Annotated in this window: 19 protein-coding genes; 11 read left to right on the top strand and 8 right to left on the bottom strand. The window is 51.6% G+C overall.

The window, feature by feature from the left end; translation table 11 throughout:
• Positions 1 to 60: 60 nt before the first annotated feature.
• The 4 genes from ACJJIR_RS17930 to ACJJIR_RS17915 all read right to left on the bottom strand — a co-directional run bounded on the left by ACJJIR_RS17930 (position 61) and on the right by ACJJIR_RS17915 (position 4669).
• Positions 61 to 1269: an ABC transporter permease gene (locus ACJJIR_RS17930; protein WP_444906371.1), complete on the bottom strand. Its 1209-nt coding sequence runs from the start codon at positions 1267 to 1269 to the stop codon at positions 61 to 63.
• A gap of 9 nt (positions 1270 to 1278) precedes the next feature.
• A complete protein-coding gene (locus ACJJIR_RS17925) occupies positions 1279 to 2592 on the bottom strand; it encodes an ABC transporter permease (RefSeq protein ID WP_444895139.1) in 1314 nt (437 codons plus the stop codon).
• A gap of 12 nt (positions 2593 to 2604) precedes the next feature.
• Positions 2605 to 3306 (bottom strand): ABC transporter ATP-binding protein, encoded by a 702-nt coding sequence (locus ACJJIR_RS17920; RefSeq protein ID WP_444906370.1) that lies wholly within the window; start codon positions 3304 to 3306, stop codon positions 2605 to 2607.
• A gap of 82 nt (positions 3307 to 3388) precedes the next feature.
• Positions 3389 to 4669, bottom strand: a complete 1281-nt coding sequence (locus tag ACJJIR_RS17915; protein ID WP_444906369.1) for an efflux RND transporter periplasmic adaptor subunit — start codon at positions 4667 to 4669, stop codon at positions 3389 to 3391.
• A gap of 371 nt (positions 4670 to 5040) precedes the next feature.
• On the opposite strand from ACJJIR_RS17915, the gene ACJJIR_RS17910 reads away from it, so the two are divergent.
• Together ACJJIR_RS17910 and ACJJIR_RS17905 are read left to right on the top strand one after the other, a co-directional pair.
• Positions 5041 to 6543: a SulP family inorganic anion transporter gene (locus tag ACJJIR_RS17910; RefSeq protein WP_413664447.1), complete on the top strand. Its 1503-nt coding sequence runs from the start codon at positions 5041 to 5043 to the stop codon at positions 6541 to 6543.
• Positions 6543 to 7445, top strand: a complete 903-nt coding sequence (locus tag ACJJIR_RS17905) for a universal stress protein (protein ID WP_444906368.1) — start codon at positions 6543 to 6545, stop codon at positions 7443 to 7445. Before ACJJIR_RS17910 ends, ACJJIR_RS17905 begins: the two co-directional genes overlap by 1 nt.
• Before the next feature lie 19 nt (positions 7446 to 7464).
• Here the strand turns inward: ACJJIR_RS17905 and ACJJIR_RS17900 are convergent, their stop codons facing one another.
• Positions 7465 to 9138 carry an aminotransferase class V-fold PLP-dependent enzyme gene (locus ACJJIR_RS17900; protein WP_444906367.1) on the bottom strand — a complete coding sequence of 558 codons (1674 nt, stop codon included), beginning with the start codon at positions 9136 to 9138 and terminating at the stop codon, positions 7465 to 7467.
• A gap of 177 nt (positions 9139 to 9315) precedes the next feature.
• Between ACJJIR_RS17900 and ACJJIR_RS17895 the strand changes: the two genes are divergently transcribed.
• Positions 9316 to 9792 carry an Lrp/AsnC family transcriptional regulator gene (locus ACJJIR_RS17895; protein ID WP_444906366.1) on the top strand — a complete coding sequence of 159 codons (477 nt, stop codon included), beginning with the start codon at positions 9316 to 9318 and terminating at the stop codon, positions 9790 to 9792.
• Between the two features lie 9 nt (positions 9793 to 9801).
• On the opposite strand, the gene ACJJIR_RS17890 is transcribed toward ACJJIR_RS17895, so the two are convergent.
• The 3 genes from ACJJIR_RS17890 to ACJJIR_RS17880 all read right to left on the bottom strand — a co-directional run bounded on the left by ACJJIR_RS17890 (position 9802) and on the right by ACJJIR_RS17880 (position 11679).
• Entirely contained in the window at positions 9802 to 10512 is a 711-nt protein-coding gene (locus ACJJIR_RS17890) for a DUF2238 domain-containing protein (protein ID WP_444906365.1), read from the bottom strand.
• A gap of 86 nt (positions 10513 to 10598) precedes the next feature.
• Complete coding sequence (locus ACJJIR_RS17885; protein ID WP_444906364.1) at positions 10599 to 11171, bottom strand: tRNA-(ms[2]io[6]A)-hydroxylase; 573 nt, start codon at positions 11169 to 11171, stop codon at positions 10599 to 10601.
• A 79-nt stretch (positions 11172 to 11250) separates the two neighbouring features.
• On the bottom strand, positions 11251 to 11679 hold the full coding sequence (locus tag ACJJIR_RS17880) for an acyl-CoA thioesterase (protein WP_444906363.1): 429 nt from the start codon (positions 11677 to 11679) through the stop codon (positions 11251 to 11253).
• Positions 11680 to 12159: 480 nt separating this feature from the next.
• Between ACJJIR_RS17880 and fabV the strand changes: the two genes are divergently transcribed.
• The 8 genes from fabV (at position 12160) to ACJJIR_RS17840 (ending at position 19822) form a co-directional block, all read left to right on the top strand.
• Positions 12160 to 13338 (top strand): enoyl-ACP reductase FabV, encoded by a 1179-nt coding sequence (fabV, locus tag ACJJIR_RS17875; RefSeq protein WP_444906362.1) that lies wholly within the window; start codon positions 12160 to 12162, stop codon positions 13336 to 13338.
• Between the two features lie 111 nt (positions 13339 to 13449).
• Entirely contained in the window at positions 13450 to 14493 is a 1044-nt protein-coding gene (locus tag ACJJIR_RS17870; RefSeq protein ID WP_444906361.1) for an NADP(H)-dependent aldo-keto reductase, read from the top strand.
• A 149-nt stretch (positions 14494 to 14642) separates the two neighbouring features.
• Positions 14643 to 14876 carry a DUF2789 family protein gene (locus tag ACJJIR_RS17865; RefSeq protein ID WP_413664456.1) on the top strand — a complete coding sequence of 78 codons (234 nt, stop codon included), beginning with the start codon at positions 14643 to 14645 and terminating at the stop codon, positions 14874 to 14876.
• Between the two features lie 106 nt (positions 14877 to 14982).
• A complete protein-coding gene (gene lpxL, locus ACJJIR_RS17860) occupies positions 14983 to 15948 on the top strand; it encodes an LpxL/LpxP family Kdo(2)-lipid IV(A) lauroyl/palmitoleoyl acyltransferase (RefSeq protein WP_444906360.1) in 966 nt (321 codons plus the stop codon).
• A 92-nt stretch (positions 15949 to 16040) separates the two neighbouring features.
• A complete protein-coding gene (gene dapA, locus ACJJIR_RS17855) occupies positions 16041 to 16916 on the top strand; it encodes a 4-hydroxy-tetrahydrodipicolinate synthase (protein WP_282934185.1) in 876 nt (291 codons plus the stop codon).
• A 34-nt stretch (positions 16917 to 16950) separates the two neighbouring features.
• Positions 16951 to 18144 carry an NlpB/DapX family lipoprotein gene (locus ACJJIR_RS17850; protein ID WP_444906359.1) on the top strand — a complete coding sequence of 398 codons (1194 nt, stop codon included), beginning with the start codon at positions 16951 to 16953 and terminating at the stop codon, positions 18142 to 18144.
• Entirely contained in the window at positions 18144 to 18917 is a 774-nt protein-coding gene (locus ACJJIR_RS17845) for an MBL fold metallo-hydrolase (protein WP_444906358.1), read from the top strand. The genes ACJJIR_RS17850 and ACJJIR_RS17845 overlap by 1 nt, the downstream gene beginning before the upstream one ends.
• 74 nt (positions 18918 to 18991) lie before the next feature.
• The gene (locus ACJJIR_RS17840; protein WP_444906357.1) at positions 18992 to 19822 is read left to right on the top strand and encodes a sulfite exporter TauE/SafE family protein; all 831 of its coding nucleotides are present in this window, start codon (positions 18992 to 18994) and stop codon (positions 19820 to 19822) included.
• Positions 19823 to 19857 lie beyond the last annotated feature (35 nt).

Below are 19857 nucleotides of genomic sequence, written 5' to 3'. Positions count from 1 at the left end.
AGGAAAACTTTTACCTTATCTTGGGAGTGAGCAATTAGCTCACCCCCTAAAGGTTGTTGTTTAAATACTTCGGGTGGCTGTCGCCGGCGATATATTGGCTGCTCGTAGTGCTGGAGCAAGTGCAGCTACAAGGCTGACTAAGAGAACCAGTAGCGCACAAATAACTAGAGGTACAATTGTTAAAGTAGGCTGTGAGTAATCGCGAACCATATATTGATTGGCAATCAGTGCCGCTGCACTGCCAACTGCGATACCCAGACTCGCTATCATTCCATTCTCAATAAGGAAATATCGGCTGATATTAGTACGGGTGGCCCCTAATGCACGTCTAACACCAATTTGCTTGGCCCTTTGATTAATCCAGAAAATGGTTAGACCTACAATGCCAAGAGCTACAATAAAGCTCAACATGACTGCAACAATAGAAAGTACTTTAACCATCATATTGTCGATAGCATAGCTGCGCTTGACATACTTAGAGAGTGGTTCAACAGAGATTACTCGCTGAGGGTCCCGTTCAGACAGCTTGTCAGCTAACACCTTCATTACCTCATCGCGTTTGCCCGGCTCTGTACGTACTATATATTTTGCATAACGCCTATTTTTTATTTCTGGGTAAAACATCACATTGCCAGCTTTGGACCATCCAACCCAGGCTCCCAAGTGCCGTTCTACAACTCCGACTATTTCCATCGGTTCAGAGCTACCACCGGAGAAAATTGGCCGCCCTATAGGATCCTGATTGGGGTAGAACTTGTCAGCAAGTTGCTGGGTGATAATGACAACAGGTTTTTTTGTAGCCTCGTGAGAGTTGCTGGCCTGCATATCTGCCTCGGTAAAGTTGCGACCTGCGACTAACTCTAAATTTAGGGTGTTAATAAAGTGTGGATCAACCTGATAGTAGTTGGCTCCCTCACCGCCGATCTCCTGATTGGCTTTATTGTGATATACCGAAGACGATCCTGATTGCGATAGAGGGATTTGTTGAGTGATCGAAGCATCGACAACATTTGGAAGTTGGCGGAGAATCCCCAAATCGGCTCTTACCGCCCCAATTGTGTCGTAGTCTTTTGGTATTGCCATGAACCCAATAGTAATAATGTTGTCGACATCGATTCCTGTGGGCCGGTTTATCTTTTCTACTCTATCTTGGATTATTATTGCTGTGTTGCTGATAATTGCCAGGGTTAAGCCAAGCTGAAGGGCAATCAGCAGTGCAGAAACTTTGTTGCGCCAGAGGGCGGACAGCATCGGTTTTAATTCAAGCATGGTCAGGCCTTACTGGGTTTTCAGGTAGATAGAAGGGTTGGTTTGACTGATCTTCAATGCTGGATAGAAACCTGCCAATAGGCTTGCGACAATAGCCAGGCCAATAGCCGCAACCATCATGACCCAATCCATAGTTGGGAGTGTGTCGATTTGGCCCATGGCCAGGTAGCGAATGCCGCTAAGGCCGAGTATGGCGAGAAAGATGCCCGCTACTCCTCCGATAATTCCTATGGTTGCGCTTTCAATCAAGTGCTGGGTGAAAATCGCACTTCTACTTGCTCCAAGAGCGCGACGTACACCTGCTTCTGGTGCCTTGCGTAGAAATTTCGCCAACAACAATGCGACGGCATTGATAATACATACCAGGAGAAACGCCAGAGAAACCCACCCAAGAATACGGTTGTCATCACTGAGTACCTCATTGAGAACCAACCATTCAGATGGTTTACTCAAGGCAAATTTTAGTGGTCGCTCGAAACGCCCTTGAGCTTTCTCTTGCTGTATATAAGCGCGAAGAAAATTTTCGTACTGCGCTTTTTGCTCGCTAGTTGTAAGTTCAACCCAGTATTGAACCCAGAGATATTCACTCTGTAGAAACTCTTCATATCCCTGCGGATCGGCATTGTCCCAGCCATTGGTGTTGCCCCAGCTGTGAATTTCCAACTTGCGGTGTAAGCCAAAGGGTATGAATAACTCTTCTACTGTATCAAACGGGCTGTTGTTGACATCATATACCTTTGGTGAGGGCTCCCAAGTGTCGATAACACCCACTACCGTATAGGGTTCGTCGTTGAGTTTTATTGTCTTTCCAACGCTATTTTGACCAGAGAAAAGCTTGTCATTTGTCGGCTTGGAAAGCACAACTACTTGAGTAGGAGAGCTATCAGCAGACTCCTCCCAGGTGCCGCCATAAATAAAGGGCACATCGAACAAAGCGAAAAAGTCCCGGGTAGTTACCCGGGTATGTGATTCAAAAGGTCTAATAGCAGAGTTTTCAATCTCAACGGTAAAACCGTAGCGATGCATGGCAACTTGACGGGTGGGAATATCTGAGCGCAATAACGCTTCGGCGTCCCGATAGGTCAGCTGCCAGGGTATTTCATTTTTACTTTTGTAAGCTTTATTAACATCCCAACTGTCTAGCTGTACAGCAAAGAGAACGTCGTCTTTGTGCTTTAAAGCATTCTGGGACATGGTGTAGTTCAGGGTCAGCACCGTCATAGAGGCGCCGACACCGACTGCAATAGCGGCAACCATTAAGCTGCTTAAAATCGGGGTTCCGCGCAAACTTCGTAGGGCCAGGGAAATATAGTATCCAAACATGGTGCAGTCTCCTTAAGCAGTAACGGCAGCAGGATGCTCGGGGACCGCACGTAAATCGCAAACCTGTCCATCTACGATCTGGATGTTGCGGTGGGCACGGCGTGCAAGTTCTGGATCGTGGGTAACCATTACGATGGTGGTTCCCCACTCGTTAATAAACTCCAGTAGCTCCATTACCTGGCGGGCCATTAAGGAGTCGAGGTTACCGGTGGGCTCATCCGCAAGCAGAAAACGGGGTTCGCCAGCTAAAGCGCGGGCGATAGCGATACGTTGCTGCTGTCCACCGGAGAGCTGTGCCGGCAGGTGTTTAGCGCGTGCAGAAAGGCCTACCTGCTCGAGCACTTTTTCAATACGCTTGCGACGTTCTTTTGCATTGAAACCACGATAGCGCAGGGGAACGTCGATATTGTCGAATAAGGTTAGGTCGGGAATCAGGTTAAACCCCTGGAAAATAAAGCCTATTTTTTCGTTGCGCAGATGTGAGCGCTGGCGGTCATTGATATTACTGACATTCTCACCGTCGAGCAGGTACTCTCCACTGGTGGGCGTTTCCAGTAGGCCGGCGATGTTGAGAAAGGTGGTTTTACCGGAGCCACTGGGGCCGGTTACAGAAACAAACTCACCCTCTTTAACCTCGAGACTGAAATCGCGCAGCGCATGAGTTTCGATAGTATCGGTACGGAAACTTTTACGGATATTGTTCATTTTCAACATTGCGATATTCCCTTTTTCTTAAACTTTAAATTATTGATTGATTTACTAAGGAGCTATATCGAGCTCCAATTTGAATTCGGGGTTAATCTGTCAGCGCAATTAGCTGGGCATTTTCGAGTTCCTCGGAAGAGGAGATAATGATTCTGTCTCCCTCTTGTAGGCCCGAGATAATCTCTACCTGTTTTAAGCCAAAGGCGCCTATCTGGATGGAAACTCGCTCCGCCTGTTGTTCGCTGTTCAAACGAAAGGCATGGTTGCCACCGCTATGATCGAGGAAGCCACCGCGTTTGACCAACAGTACGTTATTGCGGTTTTCCAGCAGTATGCGGGCGGTGAGGCGGAGATTTTGTCGAAGCTTTTTCGGCTGGCCCTCAGTGAAACGAACCCGTGCAACCACCTGACCGTTGATGACTTCGGGGGAGATTGCGGTAATTTCCCCGGATAATTCTTTTCCACCGAGATTGATTGCCACGGCCATGCTGATGCCCAGGTCGTCGGCATAGTTTTCCGGCACCTTGGCCTCGAGTTCAAAGCTGGTGAGATCGACAACTGTAATAAGTGGCGCATTAGCGCCTACGGCGCTGCGCTGCGCCACAGCTAAGCTACCGACGGTGCCGTTGACCGGTGAGATAATGTTCAGCTCGCGTACACGGCGCTCAGTTTCTTCTACCTGAAGGCGTTGTTGTGAGACCTGGAGTTCCAGGTTCTGGGTTTCAAAGGTCAGTGATTCTTTTTCCAGTCCCGCACTTTGTACGGCTTGTTCGTACTCCAGCTGGGCTCGGGCCATATCGTCTTTGGTTTTTTCAAAATCCAGCCGCGAGATAATTTGCTTTTCCATAGACAGCTCTGCACGTCTCAACTCTCGCTTGGCAGCGGTGAGGTTGACTTTGGCCAGGTCGGCCTTTTGCTGGTTTTCCATATGCTGGCGTTTGGCCTGGATTTTTTGGCGCTGCAGGTTCACCGTCAACTGGTTGAGTTGGGCGTTTTCCTGGGCCAGTTGATTGGATAGTTCCGGGCTGTCGACGGTGGCCAGCAATTGCCCTTCGTCAACGGTATCCCCAGCTTTCACCGCAAACTTCACAATGCCCTGGGCAGGGCTGAAAAGCGTGGGGCTGTTTGCAGCGACCACCTGGCCCTGAACCACCAGGTCCCGCACCAGGTCTCCTCGCTGGACCTGGGCGATATTGACTTGAGACAGTGAGAGGGTGCTGTCGACAGAGCTATTGCTGTGCCAGGAATTGATACCCCAGATCAGGAATGCCACTGTCAAACTGGCAAATACCGAGGCTTTGACGACCTTTTTGTTCTTCCAAACCGGCACGGCTTCTATCTTGGTATCTTGCCTGGAAGTATCTCTAATCATTGCGGCTTTCCGTTTCTCTTACTGTTTGCCTGTCATTGCTATTTGGATGCAGGCTTTTGGAAATTTGGATTCAGAGTTAAGAATCTGCTTGTTAGGAGGGGTATCGCAATAAGCATGCCAACAGTTAATCTTTATTTAACTTGTTGAAATAAAAGGAATTTTTTGAAACTTTGTAGTTTTTGGTTTTCTTGATGGTGTCCGCAAAAAGTGTCCGGTGTCCGCCTTGTCCACGGTCGGACGGCAGTGGACAGTTCTGATATTTGTCAGAGGAAAAGTGGTGAGAGGGAGGCTACGCCATGCGGGGTTGCTGCCGTTTATGGTAGAGTGCGCGGCCTTTTTTTGATCAATCTCAATTTAATTAGCTGTCTCCTATGTTTCCTTCGCTGCTCTCATCGACCAAAGCCGACTGGTTCGGCAACATACGTCGGGATGTTCTCGCCGGCCTGGTAGTGGCCCTGGCTTTGATACCCGAAGCCATCGCTTTCTCGATTATCGCGGGCGTTGACCCCAGAGTCGGCCTCTACGCCTCTTTCTGTATCGCTGTTGTGATTGCATTTGTCGGCGGTCGCCCGGGAATGATCTCCGCTGCCACCGGGGCCATGGCTCTGCTGATGGTGACCCTGGTGAAAGAACACGGGTTGCAATATCTGCTTGCGGCAACCTTATTGACGGGGGTACTGCAGATTATTGCGGGTTACCTGAAGCTGGGGAGCTTAATGAGTTTTGTCTCCCGGGCTGTGGTGACAGGGTTCGTCAATGCCCTGGCAATATTGATATTCCTGGCGCAAATGCCGGAATTGATCGGCGGCACCTGGGAAGTCTATGCAATGACTGCGGCGGGTCTGGGGATTATTTACCTGTTCCCTTATATCCCCGTGATTGGCAAGGCTGTGCCATCACCGCTGGTGTGTATTCTGCTCCTCACCGCAGTGGCAGTGACGATGGGATTGGATATTCGCACTGTCGGCGATATGGGTGAGCTGCCGGATACTCTGCCTGTGTTCCTCTGGCCAGAAGTTCCGCTTAACTTTGAAACCTTACAGATTATCTTTCCCTACTCCGCAGGTCTGGCCGTAGTGGGCTTGTTGGAATCCCTGATGACGGCGACGATTGTCGACGACCTGACGGATACTACCAGTGACAAGAACCGTGAGTGTAAAGGTCAGGGTATTGCCAATATTGCTGCGGGTACCCTGGGTGGTATGGCTGGCTGTGCCATGATCGGCCAGTCTGTTATTAATGTGAAATCCGGTGGCCGCGGCCGTCTTTCCACTCTGGTGGCCGGTATCGGTCTGCTGACACTGGTAGTGTTTATCAGTGACTGGGTTGCTGTGATCCCCATGGCGGCGCTGGTGGCAGTCATGATTATGGTCTCTATCGGCACCTTTGACTGGGGCTCCATCCGCAATTTGAAGCACTACCCACTCTCTACAAATTTGGTCATGCTGGCCACTGTGGTTGTGGTAGTGTGGACTCACAACCTGGCCTATGGTGTATTTGTCGGTGTGCTGTTGGCATCGCTGTTCTTTGCCAACAAAGTCAGTCACTTTATGTATGTGAGCAGCTCCCTGGATGAAAAGCAGAGTCGCCGCACTTACAAGGTCATTGGGCAGGTATTTTTCAATTCAGCCGATAAGTTTACCGCTTCGTTTGATTTCAAAGAGGTGGTGGATACGGTGGTGATCGACCTCAACCGCGCGCACTTCTGGGATGTTTCCGGGGTTAATGCGCTAGACAAGGTGGTGCTTAAGTTCCGCCGTGAGGGAGCACAAGTCGAGCTGGTAGGATTGAATGAAGCCAGTGAAACGATCGTCGACCGTTTTGGCGTACACGATAAGCCCGAGGAAATTGAGCGGGTTCTTGGAGGACATTGATGGCCGTAAGCAACAGCGAAAATAACAATGAGAACACAGGTAATGGCGGCAAGGCGCCATTGATACTCTCCTGTATCGATGGCTCTCATTACACTGGAGCGGTGTGTGATTACTCGGCCTGGCTGGCCAGGAGCCTGCAAGCACCGTTAAAGCTGTTGCACAACATCGAAAGAAGCAGTGTCCCTGCGGTAACCGATTTTACCGGCAGCATTGGCCTGGGAAGTCAGGAGGAGTTACTGGAAGAGTTAACTGCGCTGGAGCAGCAGCGGGCGCAGTTAATGGTGCAGCAGGGCAAACTGATGCTACAGGCCGCCCGCAGCCGTGCCGAAGACGCCGGTGTGCAAAATATCAAAGCCTGCCAGCGTCACGACAGCCTGACAGAATCAGTGGTGGAAATGGAAGACTCCATTCGCGCGCTGGTGTTGGGAATTCGCGGTGAAGAGCACGGGGATTCTGAGCGTGGACTTGGCGCTCACCTGGAGACAGTAGTGCGCTCACTGCACAAGCCGATTCTGGTGGTCAATCGGGACTTCACAGAGCCCAGCAGGGTGATGCTTGCCTACGATGGCAGTGAGGCCTCGTGCAAGGCATTGGCGATGGTTGCAGAGAGCCCATTATTTCGCGAACTCTCCTGTCACCTTGTCTATGTAGGGCCCGCTGAAACTGCGGAGAGTTTGTTGGCTGAAGCCTCGGCCAAACTGGATTCTGCAGGACTCACTTGTACTACCAGTAATCTCACCGGCAATACCGTTGAAGCTTTGGTGGCTTACCAAACCGAGCACCAGATTGACCTAACCGTGATGGGAGCTTTCAGTCACAACCGCCTGCACGACCTTCTGATGGGAAGCATCACCGTAAAAATGTTGTTGAAAGCCCGCCAGCCTCTGTTGCTGTTGCGGTAGAAGCCCCTTCGCTTCCCACTTAAAGTGCCAGTGCCGCTTCCCGGGGGCTGGCAAACCAGCGTAGGGGTTCTGCCTCATCAGGTAGTCTTAAATCGTAGAAATGGGCTTCGCGACCAACTTTGCGAAGCTCTTTTTCTCCCATCATTAAATAGCTCTTAAGATCTAAGTTGCAACGGTTCTCCTGCTCTTGTTGCGTGTCTTTCTCGGTAAATGTCAGCTGAGAAATATCAAGCGATGTCTTCATTTTTTTATCCTGATATCGCCATACGCCGGTGAGTGGGTCAAAACGGTAAAACGGCAACAATCTCCAGCCGTAGTTGGCGACCAGGGCCATTGCCTCCAATAAGTATTCGAAGACCTCCTCGCTGATAAAATAGTTAAAATTGAGTCTTATCCAACCGGGTCTCAGTACCTTGTGACCTTGCAGGATTTGTTCTTCCAGGGATTTACTGTGGGCCATATCGATACCCAATAAAGCGTGCCCATAGGGACCGGCACAGGAGCAGCCTCCGCGAACCTGAATACCAAATAGGTCATTGAGCAATGCCACTACAAAACCGTAGTGAAGGTCCTTATTGTTCCATTTAATTCGCAAGGAGATGATGGATAGTCGCGCAGAGTCAGTATTGCCGAGTATCTCAATGGCCTCCTCCTCCGACCAGCGTTGCAGTGCCCGCTGTAAAAATTGGGTTTCGCGTCGACCAATCTCTTTTGTGCCCACCGTCTGTTGAAGTCTGAAAACCATTCCGGCCCTGATCGACTCGATAATGGCTGGGGTGCCGCCCTCTTCACTGCGCTCGGCGTCTTCCAGATAGCGGTGATCTTCCGGCGTGACATAAAGGACGGTACCGCCTCCCGGTGTGGCAGGTACCGAATTTTTCAGCAGATCTTCGTGTACAACCAGAATACCTGGGGTGCCAGGTCCTCCGATGAATTTGTGCGGGGAGATAAACACGGCATCCTTTTGGTAGTGGCTATCCGGCGTTGCTGGCCCTTGTATATTAATTTGCACATAGGGTGCTGCGGCGGCGTAGTCCCAAAATGATAAAGCTCCGTGTTTTTTAAGGAGTGCAGTCACTGCCTCTACATCTGTTTTGATTCCGGTTACGTTAGAGGCCGCAGAAAAACTGCCGATTTTAAATGGTCTATGGGCATGGGCACGCAGTTCTGATTCCAGTACTTCAAGGTCAAGTTTGCCTCTTTGATCCAGTGGAATAGCGATCAAATCGGCAATGCTCTCTCGCCAGGGGAGTTCATTGGAGTGGTGCTCGTATGGGCCGATAAAAATAACCGGGCGATCATGTTCGGGAATTCTACTTAAGAGCTGGTGTTGCCTATCCAGGTCTGCGGGCAGGCGCAAGTTGAGAATATCGATCAATTTGTTGATCGCGGCTGTTGCACCAGAACCACAAAAAATCACTTTATGGTTATCGCTGGCGTTGACTGCCTGACGAATTTCTTCACGGGCCTGCTCCCGTAGCGCGGTGGTATGGGCACCGGTATAGGAACTCTCGCTGTGGGTATTGGCATAGAAGGGCAGCACCTGCTGGCGGATAGTCTCTTCGATAAATGTCAGCGCACGACCGGAAGCTGTGTAGTCGGCGTACACCAGAGGACGTTTTCCAAACGGCGTTACGATTGCTTGCATATCGCCGATTTCTGAGTCGCGGATGTGCTTTATCAGGTCTGTCATGATTTCCTTTCCCCTGTTTTGCGGGGCTCACTTTAGTCCCGAATGCTTGAAACAATGTCTCTACTTGTATCTTTTATTGTGTGATTTATGAATGATTGTGCCGATAATAAGATTTAAACCGTAAAACTGTGCCATAAAGCGTCATTTTGTGTGATTGGGCGAGGCGGGGACTGAGTGATGACTGAAGGATTAAGCAAATTGGATAGGGCAATACTCGAGCTGTTGCAGGCTGATGCGACCCTGTCAGTGGGGGACATTGCCGAGCGGGTTGGGATGTCCAAGTCGGCATGTTGGCGCCGCATTCACCGTCTTGAGAATGAGGGGGTGATTTGCGACAGGGTTACCCTCCTCGATCAGCAAAAACTGAACTTGCCGCTGACGGTCTATATCTCAATTCGCACCAATCAGCACAACGATCAGTGGGCCGCCCGTTTTGGCGAATTGGTACAAGGTTTGGCTGAAATTCTTGAGGTCCATCGCATGAGTGGAGACCTGGACTATCTGATCAAAGCAGTAGTCACCGATATGCCTGACTACGATCGTCTCTATAAGGAACTGATCAAGGCCGACCTGTTTGATGTCAGCTCCAGTTTTGTAATGGAGACGATGAAGCAGACAACCCGTTTACCGCTAAATCATGCACTGTCCAAATAGGGCTGGACTCTAGCCGCGTCGATTACTCCACCAGTGGCGCAATCGAGTTTCTCCCAGGGCGCTGTCACCCGGGGGAGCCTTAAGGCTGTTGCGAATCTCACTCCAGGCGTTGGAGTTCAACCAAAGGTTCAGGGCGAGTACCACCAGCATGGTGGTGATAGAGCCGAGCCCCGCTAGCAGCATGTCTTTCTGCGCATCCCAAATATCTCCTTGAGAGCCGAGGAAGGCTGCGCCCAATTCTGGAGAGACAGCTTTTGCCGCTTGCCACTCAATGATTTCGTAGATTGATGAGAGCGCAAAAGTCACGTCTACCGGGAAGAAATAGGCCCAGAATCCACGCAGCTGAGCCAGGCGCACAAGAACCTCTCGCACCGGATAGGCCAGGAGAAGGCCAAAGCTGAAATGCACCAGGCGGTCGTACATATTGCGATCGGAGCCCAGCCATTCCTGTAAGGTGTAGCCAAAAGGAGTTTCGGCATAGGTGTAGTGAGAGCCGATCACATGAAGGCACATGAAGATGGTGATCAATGTATAGGAGATATTCGATAAGGGAAAACTCCGTGCACTGATCAAAATGATCGGTAGAGCGGCAAATACCAGATAATTCTCCAGCAACCAGTCATCGGGGTGCAGGGGGTTCCAGGCAGACCAGGCCCAGGTAATGGCAAATGTGGTCAATAAGAACAGATGGAACCAGTGTTGGCGAAGGAAAGTCTGCATATGTTTGGCGCCTCTACGTCGGGCTAGAGATTGGCGCCAGGATACACCATTGGAGGGGAATAGGAATTGCGTTGAATTACGGTCCGCTAATGCAATGCCGCGCGGTGTGGGAGTGCGGCGGTAATCGCGGCTTCCTCGTCGAGTAATTCAGATAGCCTCGCTTCCACTTTTTCGCGGGGAAAGTACTCCAGCGCGAGTTCGACAAATAGTTCGTGGTGGCGAGCTTCACTATCGGTGATGACCTGGTAGAAGGTCTTCAGGGGGCCAGCTGGCAGAGCTTCAGCCACCAGTCCAAAGCGCTCACACCCCCGCGCTTCGATAATCGCTGCGGTGAGCAGGCGGTCCATCAAGTATTCATCGGGCCCCCGGCGAATCAGTTGGCGCAGGGTGTTGATATACGGGTCTTTCACATCCGGTGCCTGGTAGATCCCTCGATCATGCATAATCTTGATAACCTGGCGGAAGTGGTTCATTTCTTCCAGTGCCAGGTTGATCATGGCTTCCACTAAAACGGGCTTGTCGGGATAGTGAGAGAACATGGATACCGCCATGCCGGAGGCCTTTTTCTCTGCGGCAGCATGGTCTTGCAGGAATCGATCAAAGTCGGCGAGCACCACTTGAGCCCAGGGTTTGGGGGTGTGAAATCGCAGTTCAAACATAGTCGATGGCGGTTAGTGCAAAGCGTCAGTATACCGCCACCGGTTCACTGCTCTAGAGCGTTATTGCTCCGGGGTAGAGTCAGCTGGCAATTCTGCGTTCGCGAACCTCCCGCTCTTGTTGAGTAACAATTCGGGCCTGTTCCAGGGACATGCCGGCCTTTGCGTGAGGGGTGGGCTTGCCATGTGCGTCCAGCGCGACAAAAACAATTTGGTCTACTTGCACAATCAGCTGCTGTGACTGTTTGTTGCGAACCTCACAATGGACTGTGAGAGAGGTTTGGCCGATACCAACCACTTCGAATCCAAACTCCACCACATCACCGCAGCAAGCGGAGCTGACGAAGTCAATTTCCGACATCAGTTTGGTGACCAGCATTGGAGTACCCATCTGGCAGCCGGCAAAGATTGCCGCTTCCTCATCAATCCAGGACAGTAGCTGTCCGCCAAACAGGCGCTGGGCGGGATTGAGGTCTCCGGGTTTCACACAGTGTCGCGAATAGTATTTCACTCTGACCTTCCTAACTTACTACAGGTTGAACAACGCTCGAGCCATCCCTGGCTTGCTGTATGACAGCGAAAAGCTTCCTTCACTGGTGAGACTGCATACAGCGTGCCAAGCCAGAAAAAGCGCAGTTGATGAATTTTCCTGTGGAAATATGTCAATTAGCCCTTTTGTGGCACCGGCTTGGCGCGACATTAATCACTGTAGCCCCGTTTATGTGCAGGAAAGTCAGGAAATATCGATTTCCTGTTTGGGTTTTGAACAGGATGTGGCGCTTTGGCCGGGATAGTAGATATTTTGGACGTCATCTATCGATTGTGGGAAATACCGCTATGGGACTCCTCGGCGACAGAGATTAGAATGGCCCACGAACCTGACCCAGGCGTCGCACTCACGACCTTGGGTTGATAGTTCTCCGGAGCGCCACCAGCGTATCTGTAATCAGGTAACAACGATTCCCAAAAGACGAAGGGAGAGACTGTAAGGATGATCATCCAGCCGAAAGTACGCGGTTTTATTTGTACCAATGCCCACCCGCAGGGCTGCGCTGCTAACGTACGCGAGCAGATTGAGTATATTCAGTCCCAGGCAGCGGTCGAAAATGGGCCCAAAAAGGTGCTGGTGATAGGTGCCTCCACAGGCTATGGCCTGGCATCACGAATTACAGCTGCTTTTGGTTGCGGCGCAAGCACCCTTGGCGTGTTCTTCGAGAAGCCGCCTACTGAAAAGCGCACGGCTTCTGCGGGTTATTACAATTCCGCAGCTTTTGAGCAGGAGGCCCACAAAGCGGGGCTTTACGCAAAGAGTATCAATGGCGATGCTTTTTCTGATGAGGTGAAAGCCCAGACTGTAGAGATGATCAAAGAAGACCTCGGTCAGGTTGATCTCGTGGTTTACAGCTTGGCATCCCCGCGTCGCACAGATCCGAAAAGCGGTGAGCTGTATAGCTCTGTCCTCAAGCCCATTAACAAATCTTACACTGCCAAGAATCTGAACACTGACAAGCTGGAGATCTCCGATATTACTTTGGAGCCGGCGAGCGACGAAGAGATCGCAAATACCGTCAAGGTTATGGGTGGTGAAGACTGGGAACTGTGGATGCAGGCCCTCGGTGATGCCGGGGTATTGGCTGATAACTGCAAAACTGTGGCTTATACCTATATCGGTGAAAAGTTGACCTGGCCGATTTATGGTCACGCGACTATCGGTAAAGCTAAAGAAGATCTTGATCGCGCGGCAAAAGCGATCACCGATAACGGTAAGGCTGCGGCTAACGTTGCCGTTTTGAAGGCGCTGGTTACCCAATCCAGCTCTGCTATTCCGGTGATGCCACTCTATATCTCTCTTGCGTACAAAATCATGAAAGAAGAGGGGACTCATGAGGGCTGTATCGAACAGCTATACCGCCTCTACACTGAGGGGCTCTATACCGATACTCCACGTCTCGATGATGTGAACCGTTTACGTATGGACGAGAAAGAGCTGCGCCCTGAGACTCAGGCGAAGATCGAAAAGCTCTGGCCAGAGGTAACTGCTGAGAACCTGTTTGACTTGACTGACTTCAAGGGCTATCAGGCGGACTTCCTCAAGCTGTTTGGATTTGGTGTTGATGGTATTGATTACGATGCAGATACCTCACCCATGGTAGATACCAAATTCGATTGATTTTATGCGGGACTCCATTTGGGAGTCCCGTTTCTCCTTCCGTAACGCACTCCTACAACTCTTCCTAGCAAAGCTGCATAATCCGGTTTTTCGGTTTATGGGGGCTCTTCAATGGAGTATCGCCAACTCGGCACCACCAACCTTAAGGTCAGCCAGATCTGCCTGGGCACCATGACTTATGGTGAACAAAATAATGAAGCTGAATCCGCTGAGCAGCTCGACTATGCAATATCTCAGGGGGTTAACTTTATTGATTGTGCGGAAATGTATCCCGTACCGCCACGGCCAGAAACACAGGGCCGAACCGAGGAATATATCGGCAACTGGCTGGCTGCGCGAGGAGGCAGGCACCAGGTTGTTGTCGCAACTAAAGTGGCGGGCCGCAGTGCCGCCAATTCAGGTGTTGGCCATATTCGCTCGGGTCCCCGCCTGAGTCGAGAGCAGATTTTGCAGGCCTGTGACGATTCCTTAAAACGCTTGCGCACTGACTATATCGACCTCTATCAGGTCCACTGGCCTGAAAGGCAAACTAATTTCTTCGGGCGCCTGGACTATACCCACGGCAGCGACGATGGTGTGTCTATAGCTGAAACATTGGGCGCACTCGAGGAGTTGGTTGAGCAGGGCAAGGTTCGTCATATCGGTGTTTCCAATGAGACCCCCTGGGGTATGTTTGAGTACCTGCAGCAGTCGATTGCCTACGGGAAGCCAAGGATTGTATCGATTCAAAACCCCTACAGTCTTTTAAACAGGGCTTTTGAAGTTGGCTGCGCTGAAATTGCTATTCGCGAGAGATGTGGCCTATTGGCGTACTCCCCCCTCGCATTTGGGGTTCTTTCGGGTAAGTATCTGGGGGGAAGGAAGCCTGAGGGTGCGCGACTTACCCGCTATGATCGCTTTCAGCGCTACGCTGGAGAGCGAACCCTGGCTGCGACCCAGGCCTATGTGGATTTGGCCCGGGAGTTTGGTCTGGACCCTGCGCAGATGGCACTGGCATTCGTGAATCAGCAGCCATTTGTCACTTCAAATATCATTGGCGCCACAACTATCGAGCAATTGCGTTCCAATATTTCCAGCGTTGAAATTACCCTGGATGGTGAGCAATTAGCGGCTATCGAAGCTATACACCAGGGGAATCCCAACCCGGCGCCCTAAAAGGGCAGAGTCTGAATTCTATTGATGAAAGCCTGTGATGCCTCTGAAAGCCCCGCAGGAATAATGCGGGATGAATCAGGGGCTGCCCAACTATAATTGGGGTAGTCGCCATGAAAATATGGCTGCCAGAATAGATAGCGGTAATCGTTATGGAAACTACTGGACATCACACACTGAAGGACCTGTTTTCCCAGTTGGGGCTGGCGTCTGAAGATGCACAGATCCATGAATTTCTGGTCACGCACTATTTGCACCGCCATGAGAAGCTTTCCTCCGCCTCCTTCTGGAGTGATGGGCAACGAGAGTTCCTGGAGAATGCTATCTTGGATGATTCGGATTGGTGTGTCGCCGTGGATGAGTTGGACACCCTGTTAAGGCACTGACCTCCTGTGGCTGTTACGCAGTCCCTGCTCTCCTCGCATAGGGTATACTACGTCGTTTTCAACCGACTTAGGTTGCGCCTCGGCGCCACACCCTGATATAGATCTGATGGAAAAACCCCGATTTCGCGCGGCGCTGCTGCATCCTCGCTACTGGCTGACCTGGCTGCTTTTTGCACTATGGTTTTTGATCGCGCAACTGCCCTATCGCTGGCAGTTGGCCATGGGCCGTGCGTTTGGCCGCCTAATGCTAAGAGTAGCTGCCAGCCGGCGCACGATTGCTGAACGCAATCTCGCGCTGTGCTTCCCCGAGCTGGGGGAAGATGAGCGAGCTGAACTTCTTAGGCGTAATTTTGAGTCCAGTGGTATCGCCTTGATGGAAACCGGCATGGCCTGGTTTCGCTCTGCAGCGTGGTTACAGAAACGCTTTACCTTTGAAGGGCTGGAAGCCCTGCAGGCCATCCAGGCCCAAGGCCAGGGCGTTCTCCTGATGGCTATGCATTTCACTACCCTGGAAATCGGCGCCGCCATGATGGGGATGAGCATTACTCTCGATGGCATGTATCGGCCGCACAAAAATCCGGTTTATGACTACATGCAGCGCAAAGGGCGAGAGCGCCATACTGAGAATGGTAGTGTTTATCAGCGTAAAGATGTGCGCGGGGTATTGCGAGCCCTGCAGCGCGGGCGTGCGGTCTGGTATGCTCCGGATCAGGATTATGGGATTAAGCAGGGGATCTTTGCTCCTTTCTTCGATGTTCCGGCGGCGACTGTTACGGGAACCTCACGGTTCGCCAGGGTCGGCAAGGCCAAAGTGGTGCCCTATGTGGTGACACGACTGGATGATGGCTCAGGTTACCGTTTGAAGATTTACGATCCTATTGATCAGATCCCTTCGGGAGATGAGCTGCAAGATGCCATTTTGGTGAACCAGTTTATCGAAGCGCGTATTCGCGAGGCCCCAGAACAATACATGTGGGTGCATCGCCGTTTTAAGACCCGTCCTGAAGGGGCAGAAAACGTGTATCACGGGGTACGCAAAAAGAAAAAGAAACGCAAAAGAGTGGCGAGCTAGTCGCACTGGCGCAGATACCCTGGCCTAAGTAACATACTGAACTGACTCTGGCGGTGGTATTCCGGGTGGAGTGCAAAAAATAAGGAGTGAGGATGTTAACCGGTAGTATGGTGGCCCTGGCCACCCCAATGTACGCAGACGGAAGCCCGGATTGGGACAGCCTGCACAACCTCGTTGAGTGGCATATCGAGCAGGGGACCCGAGCACTGGTTGCTGTGGGAACTACCGGTGAATCTGCAACCTTGGACTTCAATGAGCACATTGAGGTTATTCGACGTGTTGTGGACCAAGTGGCAGGTCGAGTGCCAGTGATTGCTGGAACTGGCGCAAACTCTACTTCTGAAGCGATTGACCTCACAGAGAATGCCGCCCGATGTGGTGCAGATGCCTGCCTGCTGGTTACACCTTATTACAATAAGCCCACCCAAGAAGGCCTCTACCAGCACTATCGTGCGGTGGCCAAAGCTGTCTCCATTCCCCAAATTCTCTACAATGTTCCCGGTCGCACAGCAGTTGACATGTTGCCGGAGACGGTACAGCGCCTGGCGTTGGTCGGCAATATCGTAGGCATCAAGGAAGCCACCGGTGATCTGGAGCGGGCTAAGGTTTTAATAGATACTCTGCCCGAAGGGTTTGCCGTTTACTCTGGCGACGATAGTACCGCGGTTGAACTAATGTTACTGGGTGGTCATGGAAATATTAGTGTAACCGCTAATGTGGCCCCCGCAGCAGTGGCCCAAATGTGTGAAGCTGCGCTAGCTGGCGATGCGGTGACTGCACGGACAATTGACCAGCGAATACAAATATTGCACAAAGTGCTGTTTTTGGAGTCCAACCCGATACCGGTGAAATGGGCTCTCCGGGAGATGGGTCGTGTCGACGGTGGAATACGCCTGCCTCTGACAAGTTTATCCCCTGAGCACCACGGAACAGTGCGCGAAGCTCTGCGCAGTGCCGGTGTACTCTAAACCCGCGAACTGAGAATTAACCAGGATAGCTTTAATGAAAAAATTGACCGTTGGAGCCGGGCTCTTTATCTCCAGTATTACGCTGGCAGGGTGCGGTGTGTTCGGCAACGATGGCTATTTCCGCGATCGCAGTAATGATTACCAGCATGCCGATAGCCTGACGCCTCTGCGGATACCTGAAGGTGTTAATACCAAGCACCAGGAGGAACTCTATGAGATCCCCCAGATTGCAGGAGAGCAGCTGGCCCAGGGGGAGTTTGAAGTTCCGCGTCCTCAAGCGCTTTCAGTGAATGCGGGTCTGGAGAGAGTAAAGATTCAAAAGCTCGGCGGAAATCGCTGGGTGCTGGTATCCCAGCCTCCTGAAGAGGTGTGGCCCCAGTTGCACCAATTCCTTCGCAGCTCAGGCTTGAATATAGAAATGTCAGATGCCAATGCGGGTGTGATGGAAACTGCCTGGATGGCCTTTAAAGAGAGTCCTGACACTAAAGATAAGTATCGCTTGCAGGTAGAAACTGGTGTGCAACCCGATACGACAGAGATTCATGTGCGTCACTTGTCTGTGCCTTCTGCAGCCCCGGTTGGCGGTAGCGTTAATTGGCCAGACCGCTCTTCGAGCCCTGAGCGAGAAGGGTGGATGATTGATGAAATGTCCACGGCACTGGCGTCAGAAACAGCTGCTGCTACAGCGTCTTTGGTTGCCCAGGCAATTGGTAGCAGCTCACTTAAGGTCCAGTTGAGGGAGCCTGCTGGTCATGAGCCCTATATTGCAATGGGGCTCGAAATGGATCGGGCCTGGGCTACTGTCGCTCATGCTGTGAATTCTGGTGCTTATCGTCTACACCGTGAAGATTCCGATATTGGACTTTTTTACGTCACCTACGATGAAGATCGTGCACTTGCTTCTGATGAGGAAGATGGCGACGGAGGCTGGTTCTCCTGGGGTAGCAAGAGTGATGAAGACGAGCTGGCAGAGAGCGCTGATCAGGTAAGCCTACAGCAGATCTTGGCTGGAATTGATATGACTGAGGGTGCTGAACCTGCTCTCTTCAAGGAAATCAAAGGCCTGGGAGTAGGAACCGCTACAAGCGAGGCTTATCCCGGTTATCTGATTGTTATTCGTGGCAATGACGATGAGATTGAAGTGCGCGTGCGCGATACTCGCGGACAGCCGCTTTCAAAGAATGAAGCTTCCCAGCTGCTTCAATCTATCCAGCAGAACCTTATTTAATGGGCCTGCGCTTCGCCTCTTTGGGAAGCGGCAGTAAAGGCAATGGAACAGTGGTCGCCAGTGGCGACCACTTTCTTTTGGTTGACTGCGGTTTTACCATCAAGGAAACCGAACGCCGTATGGCGCGGCTCGGTATGTCTCCCGCTGATATCTCTGCGATTGTGGTTACCCACGAACACAGTGATCACCTCTCTGGTGTAGGTCCACTTGCGCGCAGATATGGCCTGCCTGTCTACCTGACGCCCGGTACTTTTAAGGCGCGTGATATTGGCAGGTTACCGGAGCTGCACTTAATTGAGGGGCACCAGCCCTTTGTCGTCGCTGATATTGAAGTAACCCCGGTCGCGGTTCCCCACGATGCTCGTGAGGCGGCGCAGTTTGTGTTTCGCTGTCGCGGTAGCAGTCTGGGCTTGTTGACGGATTTGGGGACTATCACCCCTCATGTTGAAGCGCACTTTGGTGATTGTGATGCCTTGGTTCTAGAGGCAAATCACGACCCCCTGATGCTCGCTCAAGGACCTTATCCACCTTCGTTGAAGCGACGCGTTGGTGGTGCCTATGGCCACCTGAGTAATCAGCAGGCTGCTGGCTTCCTACAGCGTGTTGGCTATGAGCAGCTACAGCACCTGGTTGTAGCCCATATCAGTGAAAAAAATAACAGCCTTGCCCTGGCAAAGGAGGCCCTGGCAGAGGTTGCCGAAACAGTGGAGAGCTGTATTTTTGCCTGTCAGCAGGAAGGCTTTGACTGGCTTACAGTGGAAAGCCGAAGTTAAGGTCGCTATCTATCCCCAGCTTATATCTGTTTAAATGCGACAAAATTGTTTGTTGTATTTAAACGGGGGGGGCTATGGAAATACTACTGGTTTATTTGTTGGTTGGTGCCGCTGCTGGAACTATTGCCGGACTATTTGGCGTAGGTGGTGGCCTGATCATTGTCCCTGCCTTGGTCTTTGTTTTCACCGCCATGGGGATATCCCCTGAAATCCTCACCCACATGGCTGTGGGTACCTCCCTAGCAACAATCATTGTCACTTCAATCAGTTCAGTGCGCGCCCACAACAAGAAAAGGGCGGTGGACTGGAAGATCTTTGGGATTATGGCTCCAGGCATTTTAATCGGCTCCTGGGCCGGTGGTGCCACTGCTGAACTGCTGCCCGGTGCCTGGCTGCAGCTGCTGATCGGCGTCTTTGCGATCGTGATTGCGGTGAGGATGTGGCTTAGTGGTGCCCGGCACGATCAATTAACGGAGGGGGCCGGCAACTTGCCAAGGTCATCTTTATTGCTATCTGCTGGGGGAGTTATCGGCTGGGTATCCGCGATTTTTGGTATCGGTGGGGGCTCACTAACCGTTCCATTTTTATCCCGCTGCCGGGTGAAGATGCAGCGTGCGGTCGCTACGTCGGCGGCTTGTGGTCTTCCCATTGCGGTTGCGGGTGCGCTGAGCTTTGGTTTCCAGGGCTGGGGTAATCAGCTTCTACCAGAATGGAGTAGTGGCTATGTGTACTGGCCTGCGTTTTTTGGAATCGTTGTCACCAGCACGTTTTTTGCCCGCTTTGGTGCCAATCTCGCCCATCGCCTTTCTCCCAAAATGCTTAAGCATTGCTTTGCCGTTTTGCTGTTTATTATTGGGGCGCGCTTTATCTGGCTGAATGTCGGTCTGTTACAAGGCTTGCTTTAGGCGAGGGAAAATAAAAAAGGCCACTGCATAGCAGT

Source organism: Microbulbifer maximicatervae (SeqCode) (assembly GCF_052467385.1).
This window is presented reverse-complemented; position numbering and strand designations above follow the sequence as displayed.